Annotated in this window: 23 protein-coding genes, 1 tRNA gene and 1 other RNA gene; 15 read left to right on the forward strand and 10 right to left on the reverse strand. The window is 37.4% G+C overall.

Translation table 11 applies throughout. The annotated features are described in order from the left end of the window. Positions 1–190: 190 nt before the first annotated feature. The 5 genes from rnpB to Fsol_RS03040 form a co-directional block, all read right to left on the reverse strand. An RNA gene (gene rnpB / locus Fsol_RS03020) (RNase P RNA component class A) lies at positions 191–566 on the reverse strand. Between the two features lie 34 nt (positions 567–600). Beyond that, on the reverse strand, positions 601–1,026 hold the full coding sequence (rnpA, locus tag Fsol_RS03025) for a ribonuclease P protein component (protein ID WP_108673410.1): 426 nt from the start codon (positions 1,024–1,026) through the stop codon (positions 601–603). An 8-nt stretch (positions 1,027–1,034) separates the two neighbouring features. Further along, a complete protein-coding gene (pdhA, locus tag Fsol_RS03030; protein ID WP_108673411.1) occupies positions 1,035–2,126 on the reverse strand; it encodes a pyruvate dehydrogenase (acetyl-transferring) E1 component subunit alpha in 1,092 nt (363 codons plus the stop codon). A gap of 27 nt (positions 2,127–2,153) precedes the next feature. Further along, positions 2,154–2,411: a 30S ribosomal protein S16 gene (gene rpsP, locus Fsol_RS03035; protein ID WP_108673412.1), complete on the reverse strand. Its 258-nt coding sequence runs from the start codon at positions 2,409–2,411 to the stop codon at positions 2,154–2,156. A 30-nt stretch (positions 2,412–2,441) separates the two neighbouring features. Then, a tRNA-Leu gene (locus Fsol_RS03040) sits at positions 2,442–2,524 on the reverse strand. A 110-nt stretch (positions 2,525–2,634) separates the two neighbouring features. On the opposite strand from Fsol_RS03040, the gene rlmN reads away from it, so the two are divergent. Continuing rightward, positions 2,635–3,690, forward strand: a complete 1,056-nt coding sequence (gene rlmN, locus Fsol_RS03045) for a 23S rRNA (adenine(2503)-C(2))-methyltransferase RlmN (RefSeq protein WP_108673413.1) — start codon at positions 2,635–2,637, stop codon at positions 3,688–3,690. Between the two features lie 31 nt (positions 3,691–3,721). After that, the gene (locus Fsol_RS03050) at positions 3,722–4,612 is read left to right on the forward strand and encodes a ParB/RepB/Spo0J family partition protein (protein ID WP_108673414.1); all 891 of its coding nucleotides are present in this window, start codon (positions 3,722–3,724) and stop codon (positions 4,610–4,612) included. A gap of 2 nt (positions 4,613–4,614) precedes the next feature. Here the strand turns inward: Fsol_RS03050 and Fsol_RS03055 are convergent, their stop codons facing one another. From Fsol_RS03055 to Fsol_RS03065, 3 genes are all read right to left on the reverse strand, one after another. Beyond that, the gene (locus Fsol_RS03055) at positions 4,615–5,454 is read right to left on the reverse strand and encodes an NAD kinase (protein WP_108673415.1); all 840 of its coding nucleotides are present in this window, start codon (positions 5,452–5,454) and stop codon (positions 4,615–4,617) included. A 5-nt stretch (positions 5,455–5,459) separates the two neighbouring features. Continuing rightward, complete coding sequence (gene lon, locus Fsol_RS03060) at positions 5,460–7,925, reverse strand: endopeptidase La (RefSeq protein WP_108673416.1); 2,466 nt, start codon at positions 7,923–7,925, stop codon at positions 5,460–5,462. A 108-nt stretch (positions 7,926–8,033) separates the two neighbouring features. Then, positions 8,034–8,315 (reverse strand): FtsB family cell division protein, encoded by a 282-nt coding sequence (locus Fsol_RS03065; protein WP_108673417.1) that lies wholly within the window; start codon positions 8,313–8,315, stop codon positions 8,034–8,036. A 104-nt stretch (positions 8,316–8,419) separates the two neighbouring features. On the opposite strand from Fsol_RS03065, the gene rplV reads away from it, so the two are divergent. The 12 genes from rplV (at position 8,420) to Fsol_RS03740 (ending at position 21,267) form a co-directional block, all read left to right on the forward strand. Next, positions 8,420–8,767, forward strand: a complete 348-nt coding sequence (gene rplV, locus Fsol_RS03070) for a 50S ribosomal protein L22 (RefSeq protein ID WP_108673418.1) — start codon at positions 8,420–8,422, stop codon at positions 8,765–8,767. Between the two features lie 59 nt (positions 8,768–8,826). Further along, positions 8,827–10,713 carry a single-stranded-DNA-specific exonuclease RecJ gene (recJ, locus tag Fsol_RS03075; RefSeq protein ID WP_108673419.1) on the forward strand — a complete coding sequence of 629 codons (1,887 nt, stop codon included), beginning with the start codon at positions 8,827–8,829 and terminating at the stop codon, positions 10,711–10,713. 97 nt (positions 10,714–10,810) lie between these two features. Further along, positions 10,811–12,727 (forward strand): molecular chaperone DnaK, encoded by a 1,917-nt coding sequence (gene dnaK / locus Fsol_RS03080; RefSeq protein WP_108673420.1) that lies wholly within the window; start codon positions 10,811–10,813, stop codon positions 12,725–12,727. Positions 12,728–13,168: 441 nt separating this feature from the next. After that, positions 13,169–13,429: a hypothetical protein gene (locus tag Fsol_RS03085; protein ID WP_145958131.1), complete on the forward strand. Its 261-nt coding sequence runs from the start codon at positions 13,169–13,171 to the stop codon at positions 13,427–13,429. Between the two features lie 139 nt (positions 13,430–13,568). Then, a complete protein-coding gene (locus Fsol_RS03090; protein WP_108673422.1) occupies positions 13,569–15,632 on the forward strand; it encodes a hypothetical protein in 2,064 nt (687 codons plus the stop codon). 196 nt (positions 15,633–15,828) lie between these two features. Continuing rightward, positions 15,829–16,428, forward strand: coding sequence for a hypothetical protein (locus tag Fsol_RS03095; RefSeq protein WP_108673423.1), 600 nt, complete (start codon positions 15,829–15,831; stop codon positions 16,426–16,428). A gap of 216 nt (positions 16,429–16,644) precedes the next feature. After that, complete coding sequence (locus Fsol_RS03100; RefSeq protein ID WP_108673424.1) at positions 16,645–17,028, forward strand: hypothetical protein; 384 nt, start codon at positions 16,645–16,647, stop codon at positions 17,026–17,028. A 93-nt stretch (positions 17,029–17,121) separates the two neighbouring features. After that, a complete protein-coding gene (locus tag Fsol_RS03105) occupies positions 17,122–17,580 on the forward strand; it encodes an NADH-ubiquinone oxidoreductase subunit NDUFA12 family protein (RefSeq protein WP_108673425.1) in 459 nt (152 codons plus the stop codon). Between the two features lie 18 nt (positions 17,581–17,598). After that, the gene (locus tag Fsol_RS03110; RefSeq protein WP_108673426.1) at positions 17,599–17,826 is read left to right on the forward strand and encodes a BolA/IbaG family iron-sulfur metabolism protein; all 228 of its coding nucleotides are present in this window, start codon (positions 17,599–17,601) and stop codon (positions 17,824–17,826) included. Between the two features lie 21 nt (positions 17,827–17,847). Next, positions 17,848–19,245, forward strand: coding sequence for a dihydrolipoyl dehydrogenase (lpdA, locus tag Fsol_RS03115; protein WP_108673427.1), 1,398 nt, complete (start codon positions 17,848–17,850; stop codon positions 19,243–19,245). Positions 19,246–19,419: 174 nt separating this feature from the next. Further along, a complete protein-coding gene (locus Fsol_RS03120; protein WP_108673428.1) occupies positions 19,420–20,931 on the forward strand; it encodes a hypothetical protein in 1,512 nt (503 codons plus the stop codon). Between the two features lie 99 nt (positions 20,932–21,030). Continuing rightward, positions 21,031–21,267, forward strand: a complete 237-nt coding sequence (locus Fsol_RS03740; RefSeq protein ID WP_145958133.1) for a hypothetical protein — start codon at positions 21,031–21,033, stop codon at positions 21,265–21,267. Here the strand turns inward: Fsol_RS03740 and ftsH are convergent. Beyond that, a complete protein-coding gene (ftsH, locus tag Fsol_RS03125; protein WP_158521638.1) occupies positions 21,264–23,075 on the reverse strand; it encodes an ATP-dependent zinc metalloprotease FtsH in 1,812 nt (603 codons plus the stop codon). The two genes, Fsol_RS03740 and ftsH, sit on opposite strands and share 4 nt — an antisense overlap. 256 nt (positions 23,076–23,331) lie before the next feature. Here ftsH and Fsol_RS03130 point away from each other — a divergent pair, with 256 nt between their 5' ends. Beyond that, positions 23,332–24,339, forward strand: a complete 1,008-nt coding sequence (locus tag Fsol_RS03130) for an efflux RND transporter periplasmic adaptor subunit (protein ID WP_158521639.1) — start codon at positions 23,332–23,334, stop codon at positions 24,337–24,339. 5 nt (positions 24,340–24,344) lie between these two features. Here Fsol_RS03130 and era read toward each other — a convergent pair whose 3' ends face one another. Beyond that, complete coding sequence (gene era, locus Fsol_RS03135; RefSeq protein WP_108673431.1) at positions 24,345–25,325, reverse strand: GTPase Era; 981 nt, start codon at positions 25,323–25,325, stop codon at positions 24,345–24,347. Positions 25,326–25,346 lie beyond the last annotated feature (21 nt).

Raw genomic sequence — 25,346 nt, forward strand, 5'->3', positions numbered from 1 at the left:
GATATTTCCTTTCTCTTTTACATTAGCTTGCTTCTCCTTTCTATAATTACTTGAGAGTACTCATACATTTTTCAAGTATTTGTCGTAAATTTTCTCTCATCATAAAACAACGGAGTGCATTTCAACTTCTCAAGATTATTGTGCTACATGTAAACAATATCGTTGTATATAAGCATTTAAACTAGTAAATGTGCGCACGTAGTATATAAGCCGAGTTCTGTAGTGCTAATAGCACCGAGAGTCATTTCTCTAGCCTTGCCGTCTCCAGCAAGTTCCAGCGATCTACCCTAGAACAATTACTCTCAGAAGAGGAGAGGCAAGAAATAAATCTTGCATGTTCTGCTACTTGATCTTGCTTCAAATGGGGTTTGCAATGCAAATCTCGTCACCGAGATCACGGTAAGCTCTTACCTCACCTTTTCACCCTTACCATAAAGGCGGTATATTTTCTGTTGCACTTTCCCTTAGGCATTAATACCTAGCTAGGCATTACCTAGCATTTTTCTTCAGCGAAGCTCGGACTTTCCTCTATACTTTAAAAGTATAGCGACTCTCCAACTACGTACCTACTTATTGTACATGAACTGCTTTCTGATGCAATCATTGCACATCTACTTGCTTTGTATATTTTCGCATAAGTGCACTGAATGCCCGTAAATAGTCGCGATACAAAGTATCGATATCGGATACTGCTGCTTCTTTACGCAAGATGAGTACAATATAGATCGTTTTATCAGCTAACTTATGCAATTTCGCATGCTTTCTCGCTACCTCTCGAACTAACCTCTTCACATGGTTGCGAAGTACAGCGTTGCCGACACGTTTACTTGTGACGGTACCAAAGTAATATCCACAACGAGTTGCAGTATTTTTCACATCCATGAACATTACAAAGCTTGATACTATAAATCTCTTAGCATCATGTAATATGGATTTTATCGAATATTCAGACTCTTTAATCAATGCAAAATGAGACGATCGCTGCAGTGAAGAACTTGCAGGCATTCTCGCGACTCTAAATTTCATCAAAATATCTATATCGCGTATACATCGTTACAGAGGACATCCTCACTTGGAAGCTGTGAGTCTTCAGCAAACTTTGCAGCTGCATACACTATTGATTTTACTTTCTCATTAATAGCATTGAGATCCTTTTCGCGTTCTTTGGATATGGAGAGAATTTTATCTTTAAGTACAGTTATAGGATCGACATTCTTATACTCTTCCACTTCTTCTTTTGTTCTATATTTTGCAGGATCTGACATTGAATGCCCTCTATATCTATACGTTTTACACTCTACTATTATAGGACCATTATTAGACGCGACATAATCTCGTGCTTCAATTAACTTACAATGCGCTTCTTCTACATCCATACCATTAATTACAAAACCTGGAATACCGAAAGAAACACCTCGTGCATACATCGTATTCGGAGTACATGATGCTCTATTCACAGACGTACCCATACCATATTCGTTATTCTCTATTATGTACACCACAGGTATATTCCATAACTTTGCCATATTGAATGCTTCGTACACTTGCCCTTGATTTACAGCACCATCTCCCATTACTACGAAACATACTGCATCTTTTTTCTGATACTTCATAGACATTGCTATTCCAGTACCAACTGACACCTGTGCACCTACTATACCATGTCCTCCATAGAATCCTCTTTTTATATCAAACATATGCATTGAACCGCCTTTCCCTGCAGAACATCCAGTAGCTTTACCTAAGAGTTCAGCCATGATAGCGTTTGGATCTCCTCCAATTGCAAGCATCATACCATGATCTCTATAACTTGTGATTATAGCGTCCTCCGCCTTCATACACTCAGACAAACCAACGGCCACCGCTTCCTGTCCTATGTACAAATGACAGAAACCACCTATCATGCCCATACCATATAATTGCCCTGCTTTTTCTTCGAATCTTCTCAATAAAAGAGCTTTTTCATAGAAGCGCAACAATTCTTCTACATTGTACGACTTTGCTACTGCATCACTCTTTGTATCAATATGCGAAAACGCAGCAGCAAGCTGTGCTACACCCTCATTTACGCTTTTTGGAAAGAAGTGCTGCGTCGTACCAAAGTTTTTCGAAGATTGCTTGTGCATGCACAGTTAATTAAGGTTAAAAAAATCCTACCTTTTTATAATATTTTTCTCCGTACACAAGGACATCAGTTTAGCGACTCTTTTCGAGACCTGTGCACCTTGTGAAATCAGAAACTCTGCTTTCTCAAGATCTATCTTAAATTTATCTGATGGTTCGCAATTTAACACAGGATTATAATATCCGAGATTATATTTAAATTTACCATCTCTCGGCGCTCTGACATCAGCGGCAACAATACGGAAAGGCTTTCCTCTGGTACGCGCTAACCTAATCTTTAAAGACATACTAATTACGTGAATTATTATTTTGTCACGTACCTCTGACTGGACTCGAACCAGCACATCCGCAAAGACAGCAGATTTTGAGTCTGCCGCGTCTACCATTCCGCCACAGAGGCATATATTGGATACTATACCAAAACTGTAAGGACTGCAATAAACACATTCACTAAGCTGCAACAATCAGATATTATCATATAAACTTGCTTTTGAATCATATGCAAAGTTAATGAAACAGAATATTCTAAACTACTCTAAACAGGAGGTGGCAAATCATTTTGTAGAAAACAATATCGAGAAAGGATTTAGAGCGGCGCAAATATTCTCATGGTTATACGACAGAGGCATTACCTCTTTTGATATGATGCATAATGTACCGATCATACTAAGAAAGTATCTCATTGAAAATTTCGATATCACAATACCAATATGTAGAAAAGAATCCATTTCAACAGATGGTACAATAAAGTGGCAATTAAGCACTGAAGAAAATGATCCAAAACTTGATATTGAGACCGTATATATACCGGAAATGGAGAGAAATACGTTATGTATATCTTCACAAGTAGGATGTCCTATAAGATGCACATTCTGTCATACTGGCACACAAAAATTTGCTAAAAATCTCACAGCAGGAGAAATAATCGGGCAATTACTATTTGCTTATAAGAGACTTCAAGTACTCAGAACGGAAGCAGGTAATATATCTAATGTTGTTTTTATGGGCATGGGAGAGCCATTGCTGAACTACAATAATGTAGTGAAAGCAATCAAGACTATTACAACGGCGAAAATCTTCAACATCACATCAAAGAAAATTACTGTATCAACATCTGGCGTAGTACCTCAAATCAAAGCTCTTGGAAATGACACAAAAGTGAAGTTAGCAATCTCTTTGCACGCAGTAAAAGATGAAATAAGAAATCACTTAGTACCATTAAATAAGAAATATCCAATACCGGTACTACTGGAGGCATGTGAAGAATATCATCAAATTACGAAGGAAAAAATAACCTTTGAATACGTTATGCTGAAAGATATCAATGATTCAGATGACGATGCGTATACAATGATCAAAGCAGTACAAAACGTAAACTGTAAAATTAACCTCATCCCCTTTAATAGATGGGAAGGTAGTCGCTATTGTTCTTCAACAAATGAACAAATTCTACGTTTTCAGCAAATTCTTAAAAATGCGGGATATGCTACAACTGTGAGAAAAAACAGAGGACAAGACATTATGGCAGCGTGTGGACAGTTAAAGTCAAATTGTAATACGATATAAGTTGCTAATACTGCCATTTCGTTATAGAATCGTGGCATGCAATACATTTAGAAATGAGATGCGTAATATGAGTCACCTAGGGAAAGGGTTATCAGCCTTAATCTCGGAGGCAAGTACTTCATTTACACAAACAGAATCTCTTCGAGGATCATCGCTTCTACCTCTCAACATTATTACCTTTAATCCAGCACAACCGCGAAAAACGATTGATACAGATGAGTTGAACGAATTAGCTTCCTCTATAAAACAATTTGGTGTGCTACAGCCAATTATCGTAAGAAAGATGGATGATAAATTATATCAAATAATAGCAGGTGAGAGACGGTATCATGCTTCTAAAATAGCAGGATTAGAAGAGATTCCTGTAATAATAAGAAATTCTGATGAGCTTGAATCTATGGAAATCGCCTTAGTGGAAAACACACAGAGAGCCGATCTGAATACTATAGAGGAAGCTGAAGCATATAAGAAATTTTCTACAGACTTTGGGTATACTCATGAGATGCTTGCTGAGAAATTCGGCAAAAGCAGAAGTTATATTGCAAATACAATAAGACTACTTAAGTTGCCGGAAAAAGTAAGGAAAATGATAATTAATGGACAGATTAGTGCCGGACATGCAAGAGCAATGGTGTGTACTGATAATCCTGAAGAAATAGCGAACAAAATCGTAGAGAAGAATCTTACTGTGAGAGATGTAGAAAAGCTTGCTAAATCGGAAGAAGAGGAAGGAAATAGCAAGAAAAGTACAGCTATGCCCGATAATGCATTACTGGAAATGGAAAAATTATTAAGCAGTGCACTGAATGCGAAGGTAAAGATATCGGCAGGAAATAAAAACTATAAACTCACTATTACATGTAAAGAGTTAAACGAATTGGATAACCTTGCATTTAAAATCACATTAGGTAATGCTAAGTAGCTTTATGTAAGTTTAATACCTCCAAACTGCTCGTTCAACACTCTCTTATCAAGCCCCTCTCTGCCGCTGAACAGTAGCACTGTTCGTAATGCATTATTCATGCTTACCGATACAGTAGACACATCTCTACACTCCCAAAAATCAGCAGTGGCATTTACAGGTCTTTTCTCCGCTTCTAATATAGAAAATTCTACTCTACTAGAATCTTCAATAACTGCCCCGTTCCATCCACGTGGACGAAATATACATATAGGTGTCATTGCAATACATCTTGAATTTAATGGTAATATAGGACCACGTGCTGCAGAGTTATATGCAGTACTTCCGGCAGGAGTTGCTACTAATATACCATCTCCAACAATATTTCCCATATTCGTAGAATTCAGATATATTTCTATTTTTGCGCTTTGCTTCGTCTGCCTAATCAAAGATACTTCATTTACTGCGTGATATACACTCATCGAACCGTCACTATGCCTTACTTCCATAGCTAACGTTGGCAGCATTACTATTCTAGCAGTAAGTATATCGTTCATCAGTACGCCTACAACATACTTGTTCAGCAAAAACCCTACAGTACCTGCATTAATTCCGTAAATCTGAATACGATATTCGAGTAACGCATGAATTGCCTTCAACATGAATCCATCTCCTCCTATAACTACAACAACATCGCATTTAATATCGCTGAATCTCAATCCACTATCATACTCACAAGAACAAACACGTAAATCTGAAACAGTGAGTAGGTAGTAATCTGATATCCCTTCTCGCTCTTTGACAATATGCCAAACTGCTAAAGCCTTCTGAGAATCCTGATCTACAGCAAAGCATACAATCATCTTTTCTACGCTACAACTTTACTACTTGCTTCGATAAATGGCTTCATATCACTTATCGGCACATTGATAAAAATATCTTTTACAAGCGCGATTTCCAATACTTCTTTCATAGATTTTACACCTATAATCTTCATATCGTTATGTACATAATTTTGGATATCTTGTAAATCTTTGACATTATCATGAGGAATAATAACAGTCTTGATACCTATTCTTCTTGCAGCAAGTAATTTTTCTTTCAATCCTCCAATAGGTAAAACTCTGCCTGTTAAAGTCACTTCGCCAGTCATTGCTACATCATTGCGTACTGGCACCTTCAGCATGATTGATGCTATTGCTGTGCATATTGCGATACCTGCTGATGGACCATCCTTCGGCGTTGCACCATCAGGTACGTGAAGATGTATATCCTTTTCAGAATGTACATTAGGCTCCACTAATACAGTCTCTGCTATACTTCTCATATATCCAATTGCGGTTAGAGCTGACTCTTTCATAACATCACCTAATTTCCCCGTAATTTGCACATTGCCTTTTCCTGGCATCAACACAGCTTCCAATTCGAGTACCTCTCCACCGTATTCTGTATATGCCAATCCTACCACTATACCGATTCTTGCACCGTCATTTATAGGATTATCCTGGTATTTTCTCGCTCCTAAGAGGGTATTTAAATTATCTTCAGAGATTACAATACTCTTCTGAGTTGAGTTCGCTAATGTTCTTACAACTTTTCTACATACTTTTGCTAATTCACGCTCTAAATGCCGTACACCAGACTCTCTTGTGTAACCGCTAATAATTTCCTTCACCGCATTTTCCGATATCTTCACTTCATCTTCGGTAATTTTATGCACCTCTCTCTGCTTTGGTAATAAATGCTGCATAAAAATGTGATACTTTTCTTCTTCTGAGTATCCAGAAATCTTTATTACTTCGAAACGATCCAAAAGCGGCGCTGGTATATCAAAAGAGTTAGCAGTAGCAACAAAGAATACATTAGAAATATCATATGATAACTCTAGGTAATTATCGGAAAACCTCTTATTTTCAACTGGATCTAATACATCTAAAAGCGTCGAAGCAGGATCGCTTCTATAATCCCTGCCCATCTTATCTATCTCATCCAATAATATCACAGGATTAGAAACACCTACCTTTCTCATGGCGTGTATAATTCTACCTGGTATTGCACCAACATACGTACGTCTATGTCCTTTTATCTCTGCATCATCACGTACTCCTCCGAGAGAAATCTTGGCTAGCGGACGCCCTAATGCCTGCGCTATAGAAGATGCTACTGATGTTTTACCAACTCCAGGAGGACCAACAAAAAGTAAGATCGAACCATAACTATTATTCGTTCTTTTATACACCGCGAGATACTCCAATACTCTCTCTATTACTTTTTCCATACCATAGTGATGCGCACGTAGCACACTTTCAGCTTTTTCTAAATCTACTTCAGTTTCCAAATTCTCATTCCACGGTAAATCAAGTATACATTCTATGTAAAATTTGATAATAGCGGCCTCAGATGATATCGCATTTAAGTGGCGCAATTTCTTAAATTCAGAAAGTACCTTTTCTCTCGCTTCCGCAGAAAGTTTTTTTTGCGCAATCCTTTTTTCTAACTCTTCATATTCTTTATTCGGATCCTCTTCTCCTAATTCTTGATGAATTGCCTTTAACTGTTGAGTGAGATAGTAATTTTTATGATTTTCCCTAATCTGACTTTGAACTCTTTCCTTGATCGTATACTCAGTCTTCATTACTTCTACTTCTTCTTCTATATGAAAGAGCAATTTCTCAAGCTTTTTCTCAATATCAATCAACTCTAGAAGTTCTTGCTTTTTGGACACAGAAAGAGTGAGATGCACCGTTACTGCATCAGCAAGCAGAGTTTCATTACCGATTTTTAAGATATTATCCAAAACATCAGGCGGAATTTTTTTGTAATCCTTTGCGTACTCCGAAAATGCATTCACTAAAGTATCTCGCAGCAGCGCAACTCTTCTGCCATGAGTAGAAAGCACTTTTTTGTACTTGAGTTTTACTACACGTGCAGCAATATAGTCACCATTTTTTACGAATTTTACCACTTTGACTCTCTCTATACCTTCTGCAAACAGCTTTGCACTGCCATCATTTCCATTAAAGACCTGCAAAGTCTTCGAGAGTGCTCCTATTTTATATAAGTTACTTACCTCTGGTTCTTCATCTTTCGGATCTTTTTGCGTGACTAAAATAAGAGGTAATTTCTCTTTAGTTGCGACTTCTAATGCTCTGAGAGACGACTTACGTCCTATGAGAAGCGGCACTATCATTCTCGGAAACATCACTACATCTCGAAGAGGTAAAACAGGATATAGTATGGTATTTTCTGCGCTATTACGACGAGTTTTCTTCGTAGAGTCCTTTGCTTTATCAGAAAGCTCGCGCTCACGCCGCAGATTCTTGGATGCTGTCATAAAAGTCTCCTAAAATTTATTGTTGAATCGAATATATGTCGAGGATAGCAGTTTTTCAAACTTTTAAAGAGAGTATATGTAAATAAAAGACTGTTAGCACTCAAAGTACTATTCTTTCATAAGTACTATAATCTCTTTTTCATCAGAAAACCCCATCACTCTCCTTAGAGTTTCTTCAACATAATCTCTCGATAAACTCTCCTTCAATAACTTTAATTCGTGCTCTAATGCAGCTTTTTCCCCTCTAAGTTCTTTTAATTCATCCGAGATTGCGTCATAATGAGAGTCTAGAACAAAATATGCACCGATACTATTTTCTCCTTGAAATAGATGATACATTGGATAAAGCAGAAGAACACCATATATGAGAAGCATTCTGTACCATTTCATCGTTTTGCACTTCTATCGTTAAATGAATTTTCACTTACCAATTGAAAGGTAAATGTAAATTGTGCTACCATGTGTGATTATGAACCAACCTGTATTAGATTACAATGCAGAATAAGATCGCAGTAGCAAAAAGCGCACCTATTAAAACAAGCGCTTTCAAAGCAAGTTTAGTTCTTTCTCTCGTAAGAGGACTTGATGTTCACGCTGCACTTTTGCAGTTGCAGTTTTCTAGAAAGAAGATTGCATACGATGTGCATAAGCTTGTACGTTCCGCGATTGCAAATGCTGAACATAATTGCAATATGGATGTAGATAGATTGTACATCAGTAAAATACTTGTAAATCATGCATTCTATCTAAAAAGATTCATGCCACGTGCTAAGGGGAGAGCGAATAGAATTATGAAGCCGTTCTCTAGAATATGTCTAGAACTTTCTGAAAGACAGATATAGTACCTTGCGCGTTGTAAGAGCAGTTTTGTTTCAAGTGTGTAGTTTGTTGATTGTATTTTATGAACAGGGATGGTATGGACGTTGGACAGTCAGTTGATAATTTTACTTGGCTTTTCAAAACTCAAGAAGAAGACGTTTTGCGTAACGTTAGAAGGCGTCATAATATATCTGAGATCGTAGCGAAAATACTTATAAATAGAGGCTATTCTAAGCAGGAAGAGATAGACACTCTACTACATGTAAAATTATCTAAAATACTGCCTAACCCTTTCTTATTCAAAAGAATGAAGGAAGTAACGGCACTACTTCTCGATTCTATAGAAAGAAACGAAAGAATATATATTTTTACTGACTACGATACTGATGGTACAAGCGCAGCTGCTACTCTCATTACATTTTTCAACTCTATAAAATATAGCAACTTTGCAGTCTACATACCTAATAGAGCAACTGAAGGATATGGTCCTAATAACACTGCGATCTTAAAAATGAAAGAAGACGGTGCAAAAATCATCGTCTATATGGATTGCGGTACTAATTCAGTATCTCAGATGGCGTTTGCAAATTCACTTGAAATGAAGTGTATAGTGCTAGATCACCACAATGTAGAAGTAACAGATGAAGTGAATAACGAAACTATTATCATTAACCCTAACACTCACGGAGAAACTTTTCCATACAAGCAAATTTGCGCCACCACGGTAGTACTCATCGTTGTAATAGCACTTAGAGCTGTGATGAGAGAGAAAAAATATTTTCAAAAGATTAACATCTTAGAGCCGGATATCACACCACTTACGGCTTTTGCGGCATTAGGCACAGTATGTGACGTAATTCCTCTCAATCCATTAAATAGAGCGCTGATAATAGTTGGCATCAAAACAATGCGTAATCGCAAAATATTAGGACTATCCGTAATACTAGATTATCTCAAGCTTGGCGATAAACTCAGCGTCTTTCACATAGGATACATGATAGGGCCTAGACTAAACGCAGGAGGAAGGATGGATACAGCAAACATAGCGCTTTCTCTGCTTATTGCGGACACCGTTGAAAACGCTAAAAAAGCGGCATTAACGTTAGAAGCACTAAATCAAGAAAGAAAAGTCGTTGAAGGCGATATCATGCATGAAATACTAGCAGAGATAGTACAAAATGATAATGATGGTAAAAGAGCAATCATTATCGTCAAAAATAATCTACCTGCTGGCATAATGGGAATATTAGCAAATAGAGTCAAAGAGTATTCCAAAAAAACAGCTATCATAATTTCGATAGATACGGCACAAGAGAAAATTAAGGGCTCAATTCGTTCAATAGATGGTATCAATATTGTATCAATGCTGATGCATACAAAGCAAAACGGATTATTGTACGACGCAGGAGGGCATCCAATGGCCGGAGGATTTAATGCATCACTTCACAATTTACCAAAGATTGTAGAAGAATTTGAATCTTTCATGAATAAGGCGGAAGATTACGATATATATTCGCACAAAATGAAGACTTTAGAGATAGATGCGATATTATCAGTCACAGCAATGGATGAAAGATTAATTAAAGAAATTAGAATACTTGAACCTTTTGGCGCTGGATATCCATATCCAAGATTTTTGCTGCAAAATGCTAAAATCATTAGAGCGGTAGTAATTCAAAATATTCATGTCAGCGTCACAATAGCGCCACCTTTTCCACGTAAACAAAAAAATATTACATGTTTTCTCTTCAGAGGCGCAGAAAGTAAAATAGGAAAATTCTTAATGAATAATATAGGAAATATAGTAGATGTAGTAGGCGTATTTAAAATAGAAGGTAATCTAGGTGCGAAATTCAGTATCGCTATAGAAGATGCATCCTCTATTGTAAGGCAAAAACGCGCGAATACAAAACGTTATCAAGAGACAAGGTATAAAAAAAATAGAGGAGAACGTATAGTATCGCGGTAATTTAACATTGATATAAATAATTCTACAAATTGCATTTGCTTTTAAAAGAATCCAACATATATCTACGGATATAAGTGTCTAATTATTAAATTGTTTTATGAGTAAAGTAATCGGTATCGATCTGGGCACAACAAATTCTTGTGTCGCAATTATGGAGGGAAAAAATCCGAAGGTGATAGAAAACGCTGAAGGTACAAGAACTACTCCATCTTTCGTCGCATATGTAGAAGGTAATACTACTGTAGTAGGTGCGCCCGCAAAAAGGCAAGCAATCACCAATCCATCTAAGACGATATTTGAAGTCAAAAGATTAATAGGAACGAAGTTTGACGATAAGTTTGTACAAGATTCTGTAGAACATCTACCGTATAGAGTCGTTGCAGGGCCACATCAAGATTCTTGGGTAGAAGTAGATGGAAAAAAGCTCTCTCCAAGTCAAGTAAGTGCGGAAATTTTGAAAAAAATGAAAGCCACTGCTGAAGCTTTCTTAGGTTATAAAGTAACGGAAGCTGTTATTACTGTACCAGCATACTTCAATGATTCTCAAAGACAAGCTACAAAGGATGCGGGGAAAATAGCAGGATTAGAAGTACTGAGAATAATAAATGAGCCAACTGCTGCAGCGCTGGCATACGGTCTTGATAAAGGAAATAAAAGTCAAACAGTTGCAGTATATGACTTAGGTGGAGGTACGTTTGATGTATCGATACTGGAAGTGAGTGATGGAGTATTTGAAGTAAAATCTACAAGCGGTGATACTACTCTCGGAGGAGGTGATTTCGATAATAGAATCATCCAATTCTTATGCGATGAGTTCAAAGCGCAAAATAGTGTAGATTTAACAAATGATAAATTTGCATTACAGAGACTTAAAGAAGCAGCTGAAAAAGCAAAAATAGAGCTTTCCAGCACAATGGAAACTGATATTAACCTTCCGTATATTACGGCAGATGCATCAGGGCCTAAACATCTGACAGTGAAGATGACTCGCGCAAAACTTGAAAGTATTACAAAAGATCTGATAGAAAAGACAGTCGCGCCATGCCAAAATGCTCTAAAAGATGCAGGAGTTAGCATAGGACAAATAGACGAAGTAATCCTTGTAGGAGGAATGACAAGGATGCCAGCTGTTGTTGAGAAAGTTAAAGAAATATTTGGCAAAGAACCGCACAAAGGAGTAAATCCTGATGAAGTTGTTGCAATAGGTGCCGCAATACAAGGCGGTATCATCAAAGGTGATATAAAAGACATCCTTTTACTTGATGTAATTCCTTTAACACTCGGTATAGAAACTATGGGAGGAGTAGCAACACCTTTGATCCCTAAAAATACCACAATTCCATCGAAGAAATCACAGATATTTTCCACTGCAGCTGATAATCAAACTGCCGTTACAATACGTATAGTGCAAGGAGAGCGCAAATTTGCAAAGGACAATAGAGAGTTAGGTATATTCACGTTAGAAGGTATCCCCCCTTCTCCTAGAGGAATACCACAAATTGAAGTTGAATTTAACGTAGATGCAAATGGTATATTGCATGTATCTGCGCGCGATAAGTCCAGTGGTAAAGAACAGAGAATTACTATACAGTCTTCTAGCGGATTATCCGATGATGACATACAGAGAATGATAAAAGAAGCAGAACAAGCAGCAGAAGAAGATGCTAAAAAGCATACTCTAGTAGAGTTAAGAAATAGTGCTGATTCAGCAATTCATTCAGCCGAAAAATCCATGTCAGAACATGGAGATAAGATCTCGCAAGAAATTAAAGATTCTGTAAATAATGCAATCTCTACTCTTAAATCCGTGATGGATTCAGATGATCCAGAAGTATTAAAAGAAAAGATACAAGCATTGAATAATGCTTTGATCGCTATAGGGCAGCATATGCATCAAGGTAGTGAAACAAGCAGTAATGGAGAAAATGCTCAGACAGATCAAAGCGGCGAAAAGAAAGAAGATGAGTATGTTGATGCTGATTACGAAGAGGTAAAAGAAGACGAGAAGAAATAGTACCACGATGAACGTGTTCGAGTGCCATGCATTCGATTCACGTTTATCATCGCTAATATGCGTATGTGTAAGCTACTTGCAAAACATCAGTAGAGAGTATAAGCAGCATGAATAATGCAATCTGCGTAGTTAGAAGCATCGTTCATCAAATGCCGCTACAGTACTAATCATATAGTGCTAAAACACGATAAAGAATAATCTCAACAATTTACAATCAACGATTTCTATCATTCTGAAGTCTTCATGATTATCAAAAATTAGCTGAAAAAAGCTACTGATAGCAATAACGCTACAATTAAAACTATCACATAGAAAAGCTCTCATTACGAAGTCATCACACTACTACTACCTCTTAATCGTTCCGCAATTTCCGCGACAAAGGTATTGAAAATAGCCCTGTAATTACTTAGCATGCAGGTACTTCAATTTTTACACATAGATATGCCTTTTTCCGCCTTATGCTTTGTGATATACACATCGCTAATGACTTTGATATTTCCTCAAAGCAATGCAATTGCGGAAACTGAAATCTCATATAATACCGAAGTAAGTACCATTACTAAGATGGTACTGAGTGCTGAAATCGCTGATGAAATTCAGCGCAAAAAAGTTGGATATCATTATAGAAAAGGACATTCTTGCACTAGCAAAAAAGGTCGTACTTATTATAGAAGAGGACATTACTATCATAGAAGAAAATAGTAAGTCAAAGAATAGTAGTAGCGGGAGTTTTTCACCTTCTGCAAATCTAAAATAGCGTCGCAGTGCTATAACTTTTCAAGTGTTGCAAGTTGTGTTGTGATTATCTAGCATACGCATGTTTTAATTCTCATGTGTAGATATGCCTCTGCTGATCTTGTGCTTTGCAGTGTGTGCATCGCTAATAACTCCCCTTCTTCAAAGCGATGCAGCGATAAAGCCAAATAAATTTCGCACTTATTCTAACAATAATCATGGTAATGATGAGCTTTATAATGCAATAGTGCAAGCGGCTATCGCTAGAGAGTTCAGCCAGCCATTACCACCTACTCAGCATGAACAGGAACTGCTAGATTTGGCGCAAGCTAAGCATGATGCTGAAGTTGAAAATCTGAAAGAAGATAATAAAAGGAAAGAAGCGGCGAGAAAAGAAGCAGCTGAAATAGCAAAATGGGAAAGGTTAAAGGCGGCAGCAGACGCTGAGAAAGCAAAATCAGAAAAATTGAAGGCAGATTCAGATGCGAGGAAAGCAATAGAAGAGAAGATAAAAAATATAGCAAAAGATGCACAATATATATCAGTTATAGATGACATTGAGGCGAATAAAGTGAAAATGATGAGAATACTAAAGAGAAATCCAGAAATGCTGGAGAAAATGCAGAATGATTCTGCGTTAGAAGAGTATATAAATAAAATAATGAGTGACGCCTATAATACTGAAACTAAAAGATATGAATTTAATATAGGGAGTCTTGCGACATTTTATACTAAGTATGGCCTTGAAAGGGAAGATGCTAGAGAGCTAGCGTGGTTATGTAGAAGAATTTTAAAAGAAACTGGCTTTTTGATGGCTGTTACAAGAGCGAAAGGCGATATCATTAGTGAGCGATATAATACACTAGATCTTGAAACATTGATGATGGAGATTAGAGAGAATAAAAGTGATATGATAGATACTTATTTGCAAAGAGTAAGGACGGCAACACTGACGCAGATGACAGGTGAATTATTATCATTAAAAGAAAGGGGCGTTATATCGCAGAAAAGATATGACGGCATAATTGAAGATATATTTCCAGAAAACAGTATACTATCTCCTTATTCACAAGAGATGTATGAAGAACTTACTAATAAAAAACATGCTTCATATGGAACAAAGGAAGCGCGGGAGGAATATGATATTAATTACGAGGAAGGAAAAGAGAACGATGAACGGCAAGAGGATAATGTATCAGCTGTAGTAGCTAATATGAATAATAATGATGGTAACGATGTTACTGATGATACTATTACTGGAGGAGACGGAGATAATGGCGGTGATAATATCGTTAACAATCCTCCGGCTAACAATAACGATGGCGGTAGTATCAAGAATAATAAAATTAATAGCGCGCATCCTATAGGAATGGACAATGATACGGCCAATGCTATGGCGGATGCTAAGAGTATTATTAATGCGAAGAACTTTCGAGATTTACCAGGTGGACAAATAGCAAGCGCAATAGCAAAATCAGCGACAAAAGCCGCTATTGAATTACCAACAGCACCTGATCAGATTATTCGTTTTGTTGGAGATTTAATACAACGAGGAGTAAAAGGGAAGAAAAATTTTAAGCCAATGAGGCCAGTATTAGATTACGCATTAGATGCTTCGGATAAAGCATTACCAGGTATAAGTAAGACATTAAGGCCTCTTGCAGATGTGTTCTCTTTAGAAGGGCAGGCTAGATTGGCGAAAGAGGTAGGACTAGAGGATAATTTAGGACTGACTCGAGAGGAGAAAGATAATCCTATAGCGAATACAGCTGCACATATAGCGGATTTCGCTGTAGGGTATGGTAAATTAAATACTCCATTAAAAGCGATGAAAGCTATAAATCCGACTGTAGCATTAAACGTATTTCGAAAAGATATCCCGAACGCACTAAAGGAAGGCGGTAAGATAGCCAAAGATGTTGGATCATGGATCGGAAGTAAAGGAGAGAATTTACCTAAAGTATGGCAAGGAATTAAAAAAGCAAAAGAAGGGATGACATCGGCACTAAGAGAGACGGTTAAATCAAAGGGTACAAATATAGCAGAGATGGTAGCGCGAAGTAAAATAATACCACATTCTCTACTTAATGCTGCGAAAGGCGCGGGTAAAATACTAGTATATGAAGTAGCACGTGGCAATCTCAAAGGAGATGATATCTATGTACTATAGCACGCCATTCTGAGGGATATAAGTGGTGGGAAAACAGTTATCTCATACGATAATGGTACTCTGACAATTCGCAGTCATTTCCATCACTACCCTCTTCTACAAACTCAGACTGATACGGTATTTTATGATTATCTGAGTATTGCAAGTTGTGTTGTGATTATCTAGCATACGCATGCTTTAATTCTCATGTGTAGACATGCCTCTACTGATCTTGTGCTTTGCAGTGTGTGCATCGCTGATAACTCCCCTTCTTCAAAGCCACGCAATCACGAAAACTGAGATTTCATATAGTGCTTCTGAAGATGCTGCTTCTGAAGAGAAGTTGATTAAGCTGTACGATGAAGCGATCTCGCTATTAAATCAGCTCATAGAAAGTACCAGGGAACACACTTCACTCCTAGAACAAGATATTGAACTAGAGAAAGTGTTAACGCTTTGTAAGAAGCGGACAGGACGAGATAACTGGCAGTACTGGTCTAATAATGCCATATATTCTCTTTGCCAAGAAAAACGTGATTCACAAATAGCACTACGGAAGAAAAAGATTCAGCTGTTGGAGTACTATAAACAAATGTGCCATAAAGAGAAGGAAGTAAGAGAACAAATTCATAACATCTATAGTGCTATGGCTAGCAACGAAAGAGAAATAGTACGAGAGAAGCGAGCAAAGGCAATCTTTTTGGCAAAGCAGTGGGATAATGAAATCTCGCAACACGATCGGCAAGTTGACTTATTAAAGAAAAATATAAAAGAATATGAAACAGAACTACTAAAATATGGTTACGTCTTTGAGTAGCTCGTAAACTTGTACTATAGCACGCCATTTCGAGGGATATAAGTGGTGGAAAAACAGTTATCTCATACGATAATGGTACTCTGACAACTCGCAGTCATTTCCATCACTACCCTCTTCTATAAACTCAGACTGATACGGTATTTTATGATTATCTGAGTATTGCAAGTTGCGTTGTGATTATCTAGCATACGCATGTTTTAATTCTCATGTGTAGACATGCCTCTACTGATCTTGTGCTTTGCAGTGTGTGCATCGCTAATAACTCCCCTTCTTCAAAGCCACGCAATCACGAAAACTGAGATTTCATATAGCGCCATTGAAAAAAGTGCTTTCGAAGATAAAGTACAAAGCTGGGAGAGAAGAATCAGATACTTAAAAAGAGAAGTAGAAGATTTGCGCACCAAAATCTCATATAACACTGCGGGAAAAAAGAAGATTGAAGGTTTATTATGGGAGATTAGGAGTTTAATGCTTGAGATCGAAGATCTAAGAGCTACCACCTCATATCCTTCTGTTATCTCAGATGAATGCACGCGTTTAGAAGTAGAGATCAAATGGCTAAAATTCGACTTAGAATGGGAAGTACGATACTTAAAGTAAACTGGTAAAGAGGGTAAAGTAGCAGATTTATGTATTTTCAAATTATTTAAAGACTGCTATCATCTACTTGGTAAATGAGTGATACGGTATTTTATGAACATATTTCATAATACTTTTACAAGGCTCTTCGCTTCTTTTGTTTCGCAAGATAAATACGGTAATAAGTACTATACATCAAGGAAATTCTCGAAATACTTCTTAGCTTCATCATCTTCCAGGAGATGGGTGGTGTACTCTAATTTTTGGGGAGATTATTTTCGCAATGAATCTACTTCTATCGATAACAGCAATTTCAACTGGCTATACCATAGACAATCATCATCCGCACATAAGGATGAGACATTACATCACAAATACGATAAAGTATTTCTGAATGATTCAGGCCGCACACCAGCGACTGATGACAACGTAGAAACTTACATTGCGCATTGCAATTCCAAAGAGTTACCTAATACACCGAATCTTACTGGCACCGTAGCGCGCATGATGCATACTAGCTATGGTTGCAAGAATCGGCTTGTTGATGTAGAGTATTTTCCTTGGAATTACTAACACTTATTCCTTTTATCTATGAAAAAACGCATGACTGAAGCATTGCTGCAAAGATTTCCGGACGCAGTCCTTTCGATACAGGAAATTGCATGCGATGAGATGCATTATCATATATCAATTCAGACTGCTGAGTTCGTCGGAAAAACACTTCTCGAGCAACATAAGATGGTATATTGCACGATAGGAGAGTATGTCGGTAACGAAGTGCATGCGGTAAAAATAAAAACTGCATCGCCATCGTATTAAATATATTTTTATGATTATGTTATGAAAGAGTATGATATAGTAATCATCGGTAGTGGTCCGGGCGGATATGTTGCCGCAATAAGAGCTGCGCAACTCAAGATGCGAGTGCTGATTGTGGAAAAAGAAGCACTAGGAGGTATATGTCTAAACTGGGGATGCATCCCTACAAAAGCACTCTTAAAATCATCTGAAACTCTTTACCATCTCAAAAAGGCACATTTTTCTGGTATAATAGCGAAAGATATTTCATTCGATTTACAGAAAATCGTTCAGCAATCAAGAGATGCATCCACTCAATTAAACAGAGGAGTCGGTACTTTACTGAAAAAGAACAATGTAGAGGTAATTTTTGGACATGCTACTATTAAAACAAAGCATGAATTGCATATATTAGGAAATGATAATAAGGAGTATAACGTTAAAGCAAAGAATATCATAATCGCCACTGGTGCATCGGTACGTCAGCTTCCAAATGTACCTATAGACGGTAAAATAGTATGGTCGTACAAAGAAGCAATGACACCTAAAACATTACCACAATCATTACTCGTTATAGGGAGTGGCGCTATAGGCATGGAATTTGCAAATTTCTACAGCGTTTTAGGGACGAAAGTCACGATTGCTGAGAAAATGCCACGAATAATGCAAACAGAAGATCACGACATTTCCGCGCTCATGCATAAAGCAATGGAAGAACTTGGAATATGTATCAAGACTTCTGCTACTATCGATAAATTTGAAGTAAAAAACGAAAAAGCATGCGTTACAATCACTACTAATAAAAAGTCAGAAGAAGCTTTCTTTGATAATGTTATTTCTGCAGCTGGAGTTGTACCAAATACTAAAGGTATAGGATTAGAGAATTTAGGTATTCTCTTATCTGACAACGGTAAAATCATCGTGAACAATAAAATGTGCACAAATGTAGATAATGTTTATGCAATAGGCGATATAAACGATAAACCGTACATGCTTGCTCACAAAGCAAGCCATGAAGGAATTATTTGCGTAGAAGCAATATGTAATATAAATTCACATGACTTAGATTATAATGCTATTCCAGCATGCATATACACCACTCCACAAGTCGCAAGTATCGGATATACAGAAGAAGCAGCTAAACAATTGAATTGCAAAATTGCTGTAAGTAAGTTTCCTTTTATTGGAAATGGAAAAGCTGTAGCAACTCATACTACAAATGGCTTAGTAAAAATTATTACAAATGTCGATACTGGAGAAGTGCTCGGCGCGCATATGATAGGAGAAAATGTAAGCGAAATGATATGCTGCTTCGGCGTACTAAAAGCGTCAGAAGGGACAGTTAATGAAATACTTTCAACAATATTTCCGCATCCTACAATATCAGAAACTATACATGAAGCTGCACTCGGTGTATATAATCGTACAATTCATTTATGATACCGTATCTTTCTGTAATCTACGACTCATGAATGTCTAGTTTATGAATACTACGTCAGAAATTAGAAAAGAAAAAAGACTCTCCTTCTATACAGCATTGGTGTAGTAGTGATAATATAGTCGTTATTTATCATTTCGTTTTATCTCTCTTACAAGAAGGAAAGGCATGCACAAATGATAGAAACAATACGTGAAAAAGCTATGGCATTGAATAGAAATAGAGAAAATATCGGAAGAGGCAATGATGGCATCAATGCGAACATGCTGTCATTTATAGGTAATCTCTTTATAGGAGTAATTGGTACAAGTATAGTATCATTAATAGGAAATAGCATGCGTAGTCTCGGCAAAGCAGAAGTAGGATGCGTGAATGAAGTGGAAGAGTACTTTAAGAGAGTATGCGAGGAGGATGAGCTGCAGAATTTAGAGAATAAGAGGGAGAAAGGAGATGATAAAGTGGCAAAGGTAGTGCAAGAAGTGGCGAAGGAAGAAGAGAAGGTAGTGCAAGAAGTGGCGAAGGAAGAAGAGAAGGTAGTGCAAGAAGTGGCGAAGGAAGAAGAGAAGGTAGTGCAAGAAGTGGTGAAGGAAGAAGAGAAGGTAGTGCAAGAAGGTAAGAAGGAAGAAGAGAAGGTAGTACAAGTAGGTAAGGAGAGAATAGTAGAGGAAGAGAAGAGGAGAGAAAGATGGGAAGGATTAAGTGAGGAGCAGAAGAAGAAAATGGAGAAGCTGCAGATCTCAGAAGAAAGCAAGAAAAAAACTATTATTAGAAGGCAGGAGGAGATCAAAGCATATCCAGAGGTAAAAGATTACGACGATAAGATGATGTTCATTCGAAAAAAGCTAAGCGAGAAATCGCTTCAATATGAATTACTAGTGAATCAGATAAAACAGAAGAAATTACTAGGAGAGTTAGATTCTATTCTGGAAATGGAAAAACAAAAGAATGAGAGAGAGTATGAGCAATGGGTAATAAGAGAAGAGAGAAACCGTGATCAGCTGAAACATGTACAAGAGCAGGAATTGCCAAAGTTTATAATCACTGAAAACGATAGAAGAGCAATTGTGTGGAAAGAAGCATCGGAAAAGCTTCTTCAAGCAAGTGTAATAGCAGCTCAAGCGTGGCAAATGGAATTAAAAGGAGATGTAGGAGGAGCTGCTGCACTTCGAAAACAGTATCATTCTCCTCTCATGGAGGATGCTTATAAGATCAGCATGAAATTACACGATCTATACAGTATTGCACCGTTTGCTCCTGCTAGATTAGAAGATAAAGATGTTGTGATGAAAGGAGGTACGAGAACAGATTACAGGACTTATACCTCTCCTAATAATCCAAATGTGTTATTCACTCACAGTTCAAAGAAGTTTTATAATGCATTTAAGGACGTTATACATAAGATACACTTCTGTAAACCTATGAAAGTAGGAGACTTCAATCCTTCTATATTCGAAGGTGATAGAAAAAAGGAAATAATGGTCGCTCCTATGTGTACTTCTCCTCATTGTTGTCCAGGAACATCAGAGTTAACTCCTAGAGAGTTTTTTGTCACAGATGATCATTACAACAATGCCGATGTATTTACCCTCTCTACCAATGATATGTTATACACTACATACGACGGTGTAGTTCATCACAATGGCGGCATCGATTCCTCCATACTTCATACAGATAGCGTTATATCTTAGTTCGTCCTCGCTTCCAAGTACAGCAGCACGTATTTGGAAGCTTTCCATCTTACTTCTTCTTAGCTCCTGTTTTCCCTCTCATACTCCATTTATAGAACAATGTTCTTTTCTCTTCTACCTCTTATACTCTTCTTACTATTATTTCTCTCTTCTGGCTTATACTTCTCTATAAATGCCGTTCAGAATCCTTTCTACCAACTCTCTCCTTTACTCATAATCCTTCCTTGCATCGCTTTAAGCTGGATTCTCCATAATGGTACTTCGAAAACTAAACAATCCTCTTTCTTAAATGGCATCGCTAATCATGACATCCTCACGACGTGTATACCAGCTTAAGACTCGTCATTATTTCTAATTTTCTCACCTTTTACTATCATCTTCACTTCTTCTACAGTAAGAGTTTCGTACTTCAGTAGTGCATTTGCTATCAATTCAAGTTCATCTTTATGTTCTCTAAGAATTCTTTGTGCCACCATTCTCGCACCTTCTATAATAGCTTTTACCTCTTCATCTGCAATTTTTGATATCTCTTCCGAACAATTACGATAGTATGATTCTTGTTCCTGTACTTTTACATGCCCTATTCTTTCACTCATACCAAAATCTATTACCATTCTTTTAGCAATCTTCGTTACCATAACAATATCTCCACTTGCGCCTGTCGTAATCTGCTCTTCTCCAAAGATCAATCTCTCAGCTTCTCTACCGCCCATACCAACTGCTATATCAGCGAGCATCTTTTCCTTCGTCTCTAAGTACTTATCATGCTCAGGTAATCTCGCAGTTGCGCCTAATGAATATCCGCGTGGCATTATAGTGACTTTATACAAAGCATCAGATGCAGGAGAATGCAAAGCTACAACACTATGTCCAGCTTCATGATATGCTGTTACACGTCTTTCATGCTCAGTCATTCCTATAGATTTTCTTTCTGGCCCCATCATCACTTTGTCACGTGCGTACTCTATACAATACATTTCCACTTTATTTTTACCGCACCTTACAGTGTAAAGTATCGCTTCATTGATCAAGTTGCTAAGGTCTGCGCCAGTAAATCCCGGAGTACTTCTCGCTATCGCCTTTATGTCTACATCGCCCGCAATAGGAACGTTTTGCATATGTATTTTCAATATCTGCTCTCTTCCTCTAATATCAGGCGCACTAACTACTACTTGTCTGTCAAATCTTCCTGGACGTAAAAGCGCTTGATCTAGCACATCAGGTCTGTTTGTTGCGGCTAAAACTATCACAGTTGGTGCTGAAGGCACATTACCGAAGCCATCCATTTCCACCAACAACTGATTAAGCGTCTGCTCTCTCTCATCATTTCCGCCACCGTGTCCGCTACCTCTTTTTCTTCCTACTGCATCTATCTCGTCTATAAAGAGAAGGCAAGGTGCTTTTTCCTTAGCTTGTTTAAACATGTCACGCACTCTACCCGCACCAATACCGACAAACATTTCCACGAAATCAGAGCCGGAGACATTGAAGAACGGTACCGAAGCCTCACCTGCAATAGCTTTAGCTAGAAGTGTTTTTCCTGTACCTGGAGGCCCTACCAATAAACATCCTCTTGGTATTCTTGCACCTAATGCCTTAAATTTTTCAGCGTTCTTCAGAAATAGCACAATCTCTTCTAATTCTGCTTTCGCTTCGTCTACACCAGCAACATCTGCAAACGTGACTTTATGCCCGTCAGTAACAAGCTGCGCGCGAGATTTCGAGAAGCTCATAACCTTCCCTCCTCCTTGCATCGTTCTCATATAATAGCTCCACATTCCAAGCAACAATAACCCTGGCACCCACGATAAAAGCACACCTAAAAATCCTCCTAAAGGAGTTTCTAGCGGAGTGAATAGCACCTTTACGCCTTTCTCGAGAAGAGTATTAACTAACGCCATACTTATATACAGCTCAGGCACTAAAGTACTGATCGTAGTACCAGAACTATCATTTGCTTCTACTATGCTTCCGCGAATCGTTACAGTTTTTAAGTGATTTTTATTCAGAAGCTCCATGAAATCCGAAAAACCTACTTTTTTTACACTCACTACGCTATCAACAAAAATACCGTAGAGTGCTACTAACATACCTACGATGAGGCACCATGTTAAAAGACTTTTTCTCTTTTTAAGATCGAACATTGTGTAAGTTACTATTATGTAGAAAAAATATAGTGCAAAATTCGTCATACGCAATACCGATTACGTTAGTACGATCACAGTATGTCTCATTATTTGCTTAAAACAGCGAAATAAAAGATCTGATTGGTGTTTTTTGTTTTCGTCTGCTATATACCGATCTTATGATTGATGTTATTTTATGACATTTAACGGATTGCACTTTCTCCGCAATAAGTATTACGTAGTTGTGGTAGTACTTTCGATATTAGTTCTGTGGATGCTCTCTGGTGTATTCACCTCAAAGCATGGTGAAATGCCTCAACAAGATGAGCACAACTACTATAAGGTAGAAACATTCACTCCAGGCAAGCACGCTTCTACCTTGAAAGCATTTGGTATACTGGAAGCAAGCGATAAAATTCTACTCACTGCTGTAACTGGTGGAAAGGTACTAAAGGTGTTCGTACAGTCTGGCACTTATTTAAAGAAAGGAGGTAGCATACTAAAGGTAGAAGACGGAAGTGCTAAGGAAAGGCTAACTAAGGCAAATGCAGCATTAGCGAAAGCACAGCTTATATATGATTCGATATCCAATTTATACAATAAAGGCAGTGCATCGAAGTTTGAGATGACAGATGCAACTGAAAAATTAGAACTTGCTACAGCTGAGTTGAAAGATGCAGAAAAAGCACTAGACGATACAGTTGTAAAAGCGCCATTTGATGGCTTCGTAGATTTTATAAGCGTAGCAAAGGACGATATGATAGGATATGGTACAAATGGCAATAGAGTAGTTGGAGAATTCTATAAAATAGGTGCGTTTAAAACAAAAGTATACCTTTCTCAAACAGAAGTAAGTCAAATTACTTATAATACTCCAGCAACTATATCCGTAGTAAACGGAAAAGGCGAAAGTGTCTCTTTAAACGGTATCATTACTTTTATCAGTAAAGTAGCGGCAAAAGACACAAAAGCATTTCTCGTTGAGATCGCTGTAAGTGATAGCAGAAACAATTTGATGAATAATATTGACGCAACAGTCACTTTCAATCTTGTTTTTGATAATTGTATCTTAGTACCAAAATCAGCGCTTTCTATAGATGCTTCAGGTAATTTTATTTTAAAATCAGTACAGAACAATAAAGTGCAGTCGCTTGTAGTGAAGGTAGTATTTGAGAAAGACGATTATATCGGAATACTATATGAAGATACATTGAATATAGTCACAGTAGGTGCGCAATACCTTACGGACGGCACTGTTATTGATGAGTCACAGAAGAAATAAATATTTCAAAAATCTTTTAAATTATCCTTAGGTTTCGCGCATCGCATCCAATCGCTCCTTACTTTTACGTGTAGCTGTAACTCAACTCTTTTATCTAAAGTAGCTTCTATCTGTCTTGTAACTCTCTCCCTCAAAGACTTTATCATCTTGCCTCCTCTTCCTATAAGAATCATTTTATGAGACTCTCTCGTAGTGATAATATTTTGAGATATTTGTATTCCACAATCTTCAAATTCTCTCCATACTACAGTTTCTACCATGCATGAATAAGGCACCTCTTGATGCACTAAAAAATATATCTGTTCTCTCGTAATTTCTTCCGCAAGAACCTTCTCAGATACATTCGTATATGCTAATTCATCAAAGCAACGGTAAGTCGGAGTACTATAAGAAGCACAAATATCTAATACATCGTCATAACAACTTGATGTTACTGAATTCATTATGCACTTCATATTATACTTCTCCGACAATTCTTCTAGACACTTAGCCACCATATCACGCATTTCATACGGTATCAGATCGTACTTTGATAATAGTAGTAACTTTTGCTTTTTGGAAAAATCGGTAAATTTCTTTTTCGTAGAAACAATATGTGGAAGCTTTTCCATTAAGGAAACAATATCGATTAACTCTTTTTCAAGAATAGAGTAAACTGCAGCTGTCTCATTACGTATACGTTCTGCTGAAATCATAATCATCATCACATTACACCAAGAAAGTGCTTGCACTGCTTGCGTAAGTAAATACTCGCGTAACTGATATTTAGATGCTTCAAAAACGCCAGGCATATCAGCAAATAGCATAGCAATATCTCTATGCTTTACCATTCCTACTACATTATCTCTTGTAGTTTGTGGCTTATGCGTAGCTATAGCAAGTTTTTGTCCTATGATGGCATTTAAAAGTGTTGATTTACCTGCATTCGGTGCTCCGCATATACCAATTTTCACACTCATGCATGGCGTAGTAGTATCTCTTATCATAATCGTAATAACACTTTCCGT

The sequence above is a fragment of the Candidatus Fokinia solitaria genome (assembly GCF_003072485.1).
GTDB classification, from domain to species: domain Bacteria; phylum Pseudomonadota; class Alphaproteobacteria; order Rickettsiales; family Midichloriaceae; genus Fokinia; species Fokinia solitaria.

Bases quoted from the DNA above. Each gene is read 5' to 3' on its own strand.
- rnpA (WP_108673410.1), bottom strand. From the start codon at position 1,026: ATGAAATTTAGAGTCGCGAGAATGCCTGCAAGTTCTTCACTGCAGCGA.
- pdhA (WP_108673411.1), bottom strand. From the start codon at position 2,126: ATGCACAAGCAATCTTCGAAAAACTTTGGTACGACGCAGCACTTCTTT.
- rpsP (WP_108673412.1), bottom strand. From the start codon at position 2,411: ATGTCTTTAAAGATTAGGTTAGCGCGTACCAGAGGAAAGCCTTTCCGT.
- rlmN (WP_108673413.1), top strand. From the start codon at position 2,635: ATGAAACAGAATATTCTAAACTACTCTAAACAGGAGGTGGCAAATCAT.
- Fsol_RS03055 (WP_108673415.1), bottom strand. From the start codon at position 5,454: ATGATTGTATGCTTTGCTGTAGATCAGGATTCTCAGAAGGCTTTAGCA.
- lon (WP_108673416.1), bottom strand. From the start codon at position 7,925: ATGACAGCATCCAAGAATCTGCGGCGTGAGCGCGAGCTTTCTGATAAA.
- Fsol_RS03065 (WP_108673417.1), bottom strand. From the start codon at position 8,315: ATGAAATGGTACAGAATGCTTCTCATATATGGTGTTCTTCTGCTTTAT.
- rplV (WP_108673418.1), top strand. From the start codon at position 8,420: ATGCAGAATAAGATCGCAGTAGCAAAAAGCGCACCTATTAAAACAAGC.
- recJ (WP_108673419.1), top strand. From the start codon at position 8,827: ATGAACAGGGATGGTATGGACGTTGGACAGTCAGTTGATAATTTTACT.
- dnaK (WP_108673420.1), top strand. From the start codon at position 10,811: ATGAGTAAAGTAATCGGTATCGATCTGGGCACAACAAATTCTTGTGTC.
- Fsol_RS03085 (WP_145958131.1), top strand. From the start codon at position 13,169: ATGCCTTTTTCCGCCTTATGCTTTGTGATATACACATCGCTAATGACT.
- Fsol_RS03090 (WP_108673422.1), top strand. From the start codon at position 13,569: ATGCCTCTGCTGATCTTGTGCTTTGCAGTGTGTGCATCGCTAATAACT.
- Fsol_RS03095 (WP_108673423.1), top strand. From the start codon at position 15,829: ATGCCTCTACTGATCTTGTGCTTTGCAGTGTGTGCATCGCTGATAACT.
- Fsol_RS03100 (WP_108673424.1), top strand. From the start codon at position 16,645: ATGCCTCTACTGATCTTGTGCTTTGCAGTGTGTGCATCGCTAATAACT.
- Fsol_RS03105 (WP_108673425.1), top strand. From the start codon at position 17,122: ATGAACATATTTCATAATACTTTTACAAGGCTCTTCGCTTCTTTTGTT.
- Fsol_RS03110 (WP_108673426.1), top strand. From the start codon at position 17,599: ATGAAAAAACGCATGACTGAAGCATTGCTGCAAAGATTTCCGGACGCA.
- lpdA (WP_108673427.1), top strand. From the start codon at position 17,848: ATGAAAGAGTATGATATAGTAATCATCGGTAGTGGTCCGGGCGGATAT.
- Fsol_RS03120 (WP_108673428.1), top strand. From the start codon at position 19,420: ATGATAGAAACAATACGTGAAAAAGCTATGGCATTGAATAGAAATAGA.
- Fsol_RS03740 (WP_145958133.1), top strand. From the start codon at position 21,031: ATGTTCTTTTCTCTTCTACCTCTTATACTCTTCTTACTATTATTTCTC.
- ftsH (WP_158521638.1), bottom strand. From the start codon at position 23,075: ATGTTCGATCTTAAAAAGAGAAAAAGTCTTTTAACATGGTGCCTCATC.
- Fsol_RS03130 (WP_158521639.1), top strand. From the start codon at position 23,332: ATGCTCTCTGGTGTATTCACCTCAAAGCATGGTGAAATGCCTCAACAA.
- era (WP_108673431.1), bottom strand. From the start codon at position 25,325: ATGATAAGAGATACTACTACGCCATGCATGAGTGTGAAAATTGGTATA.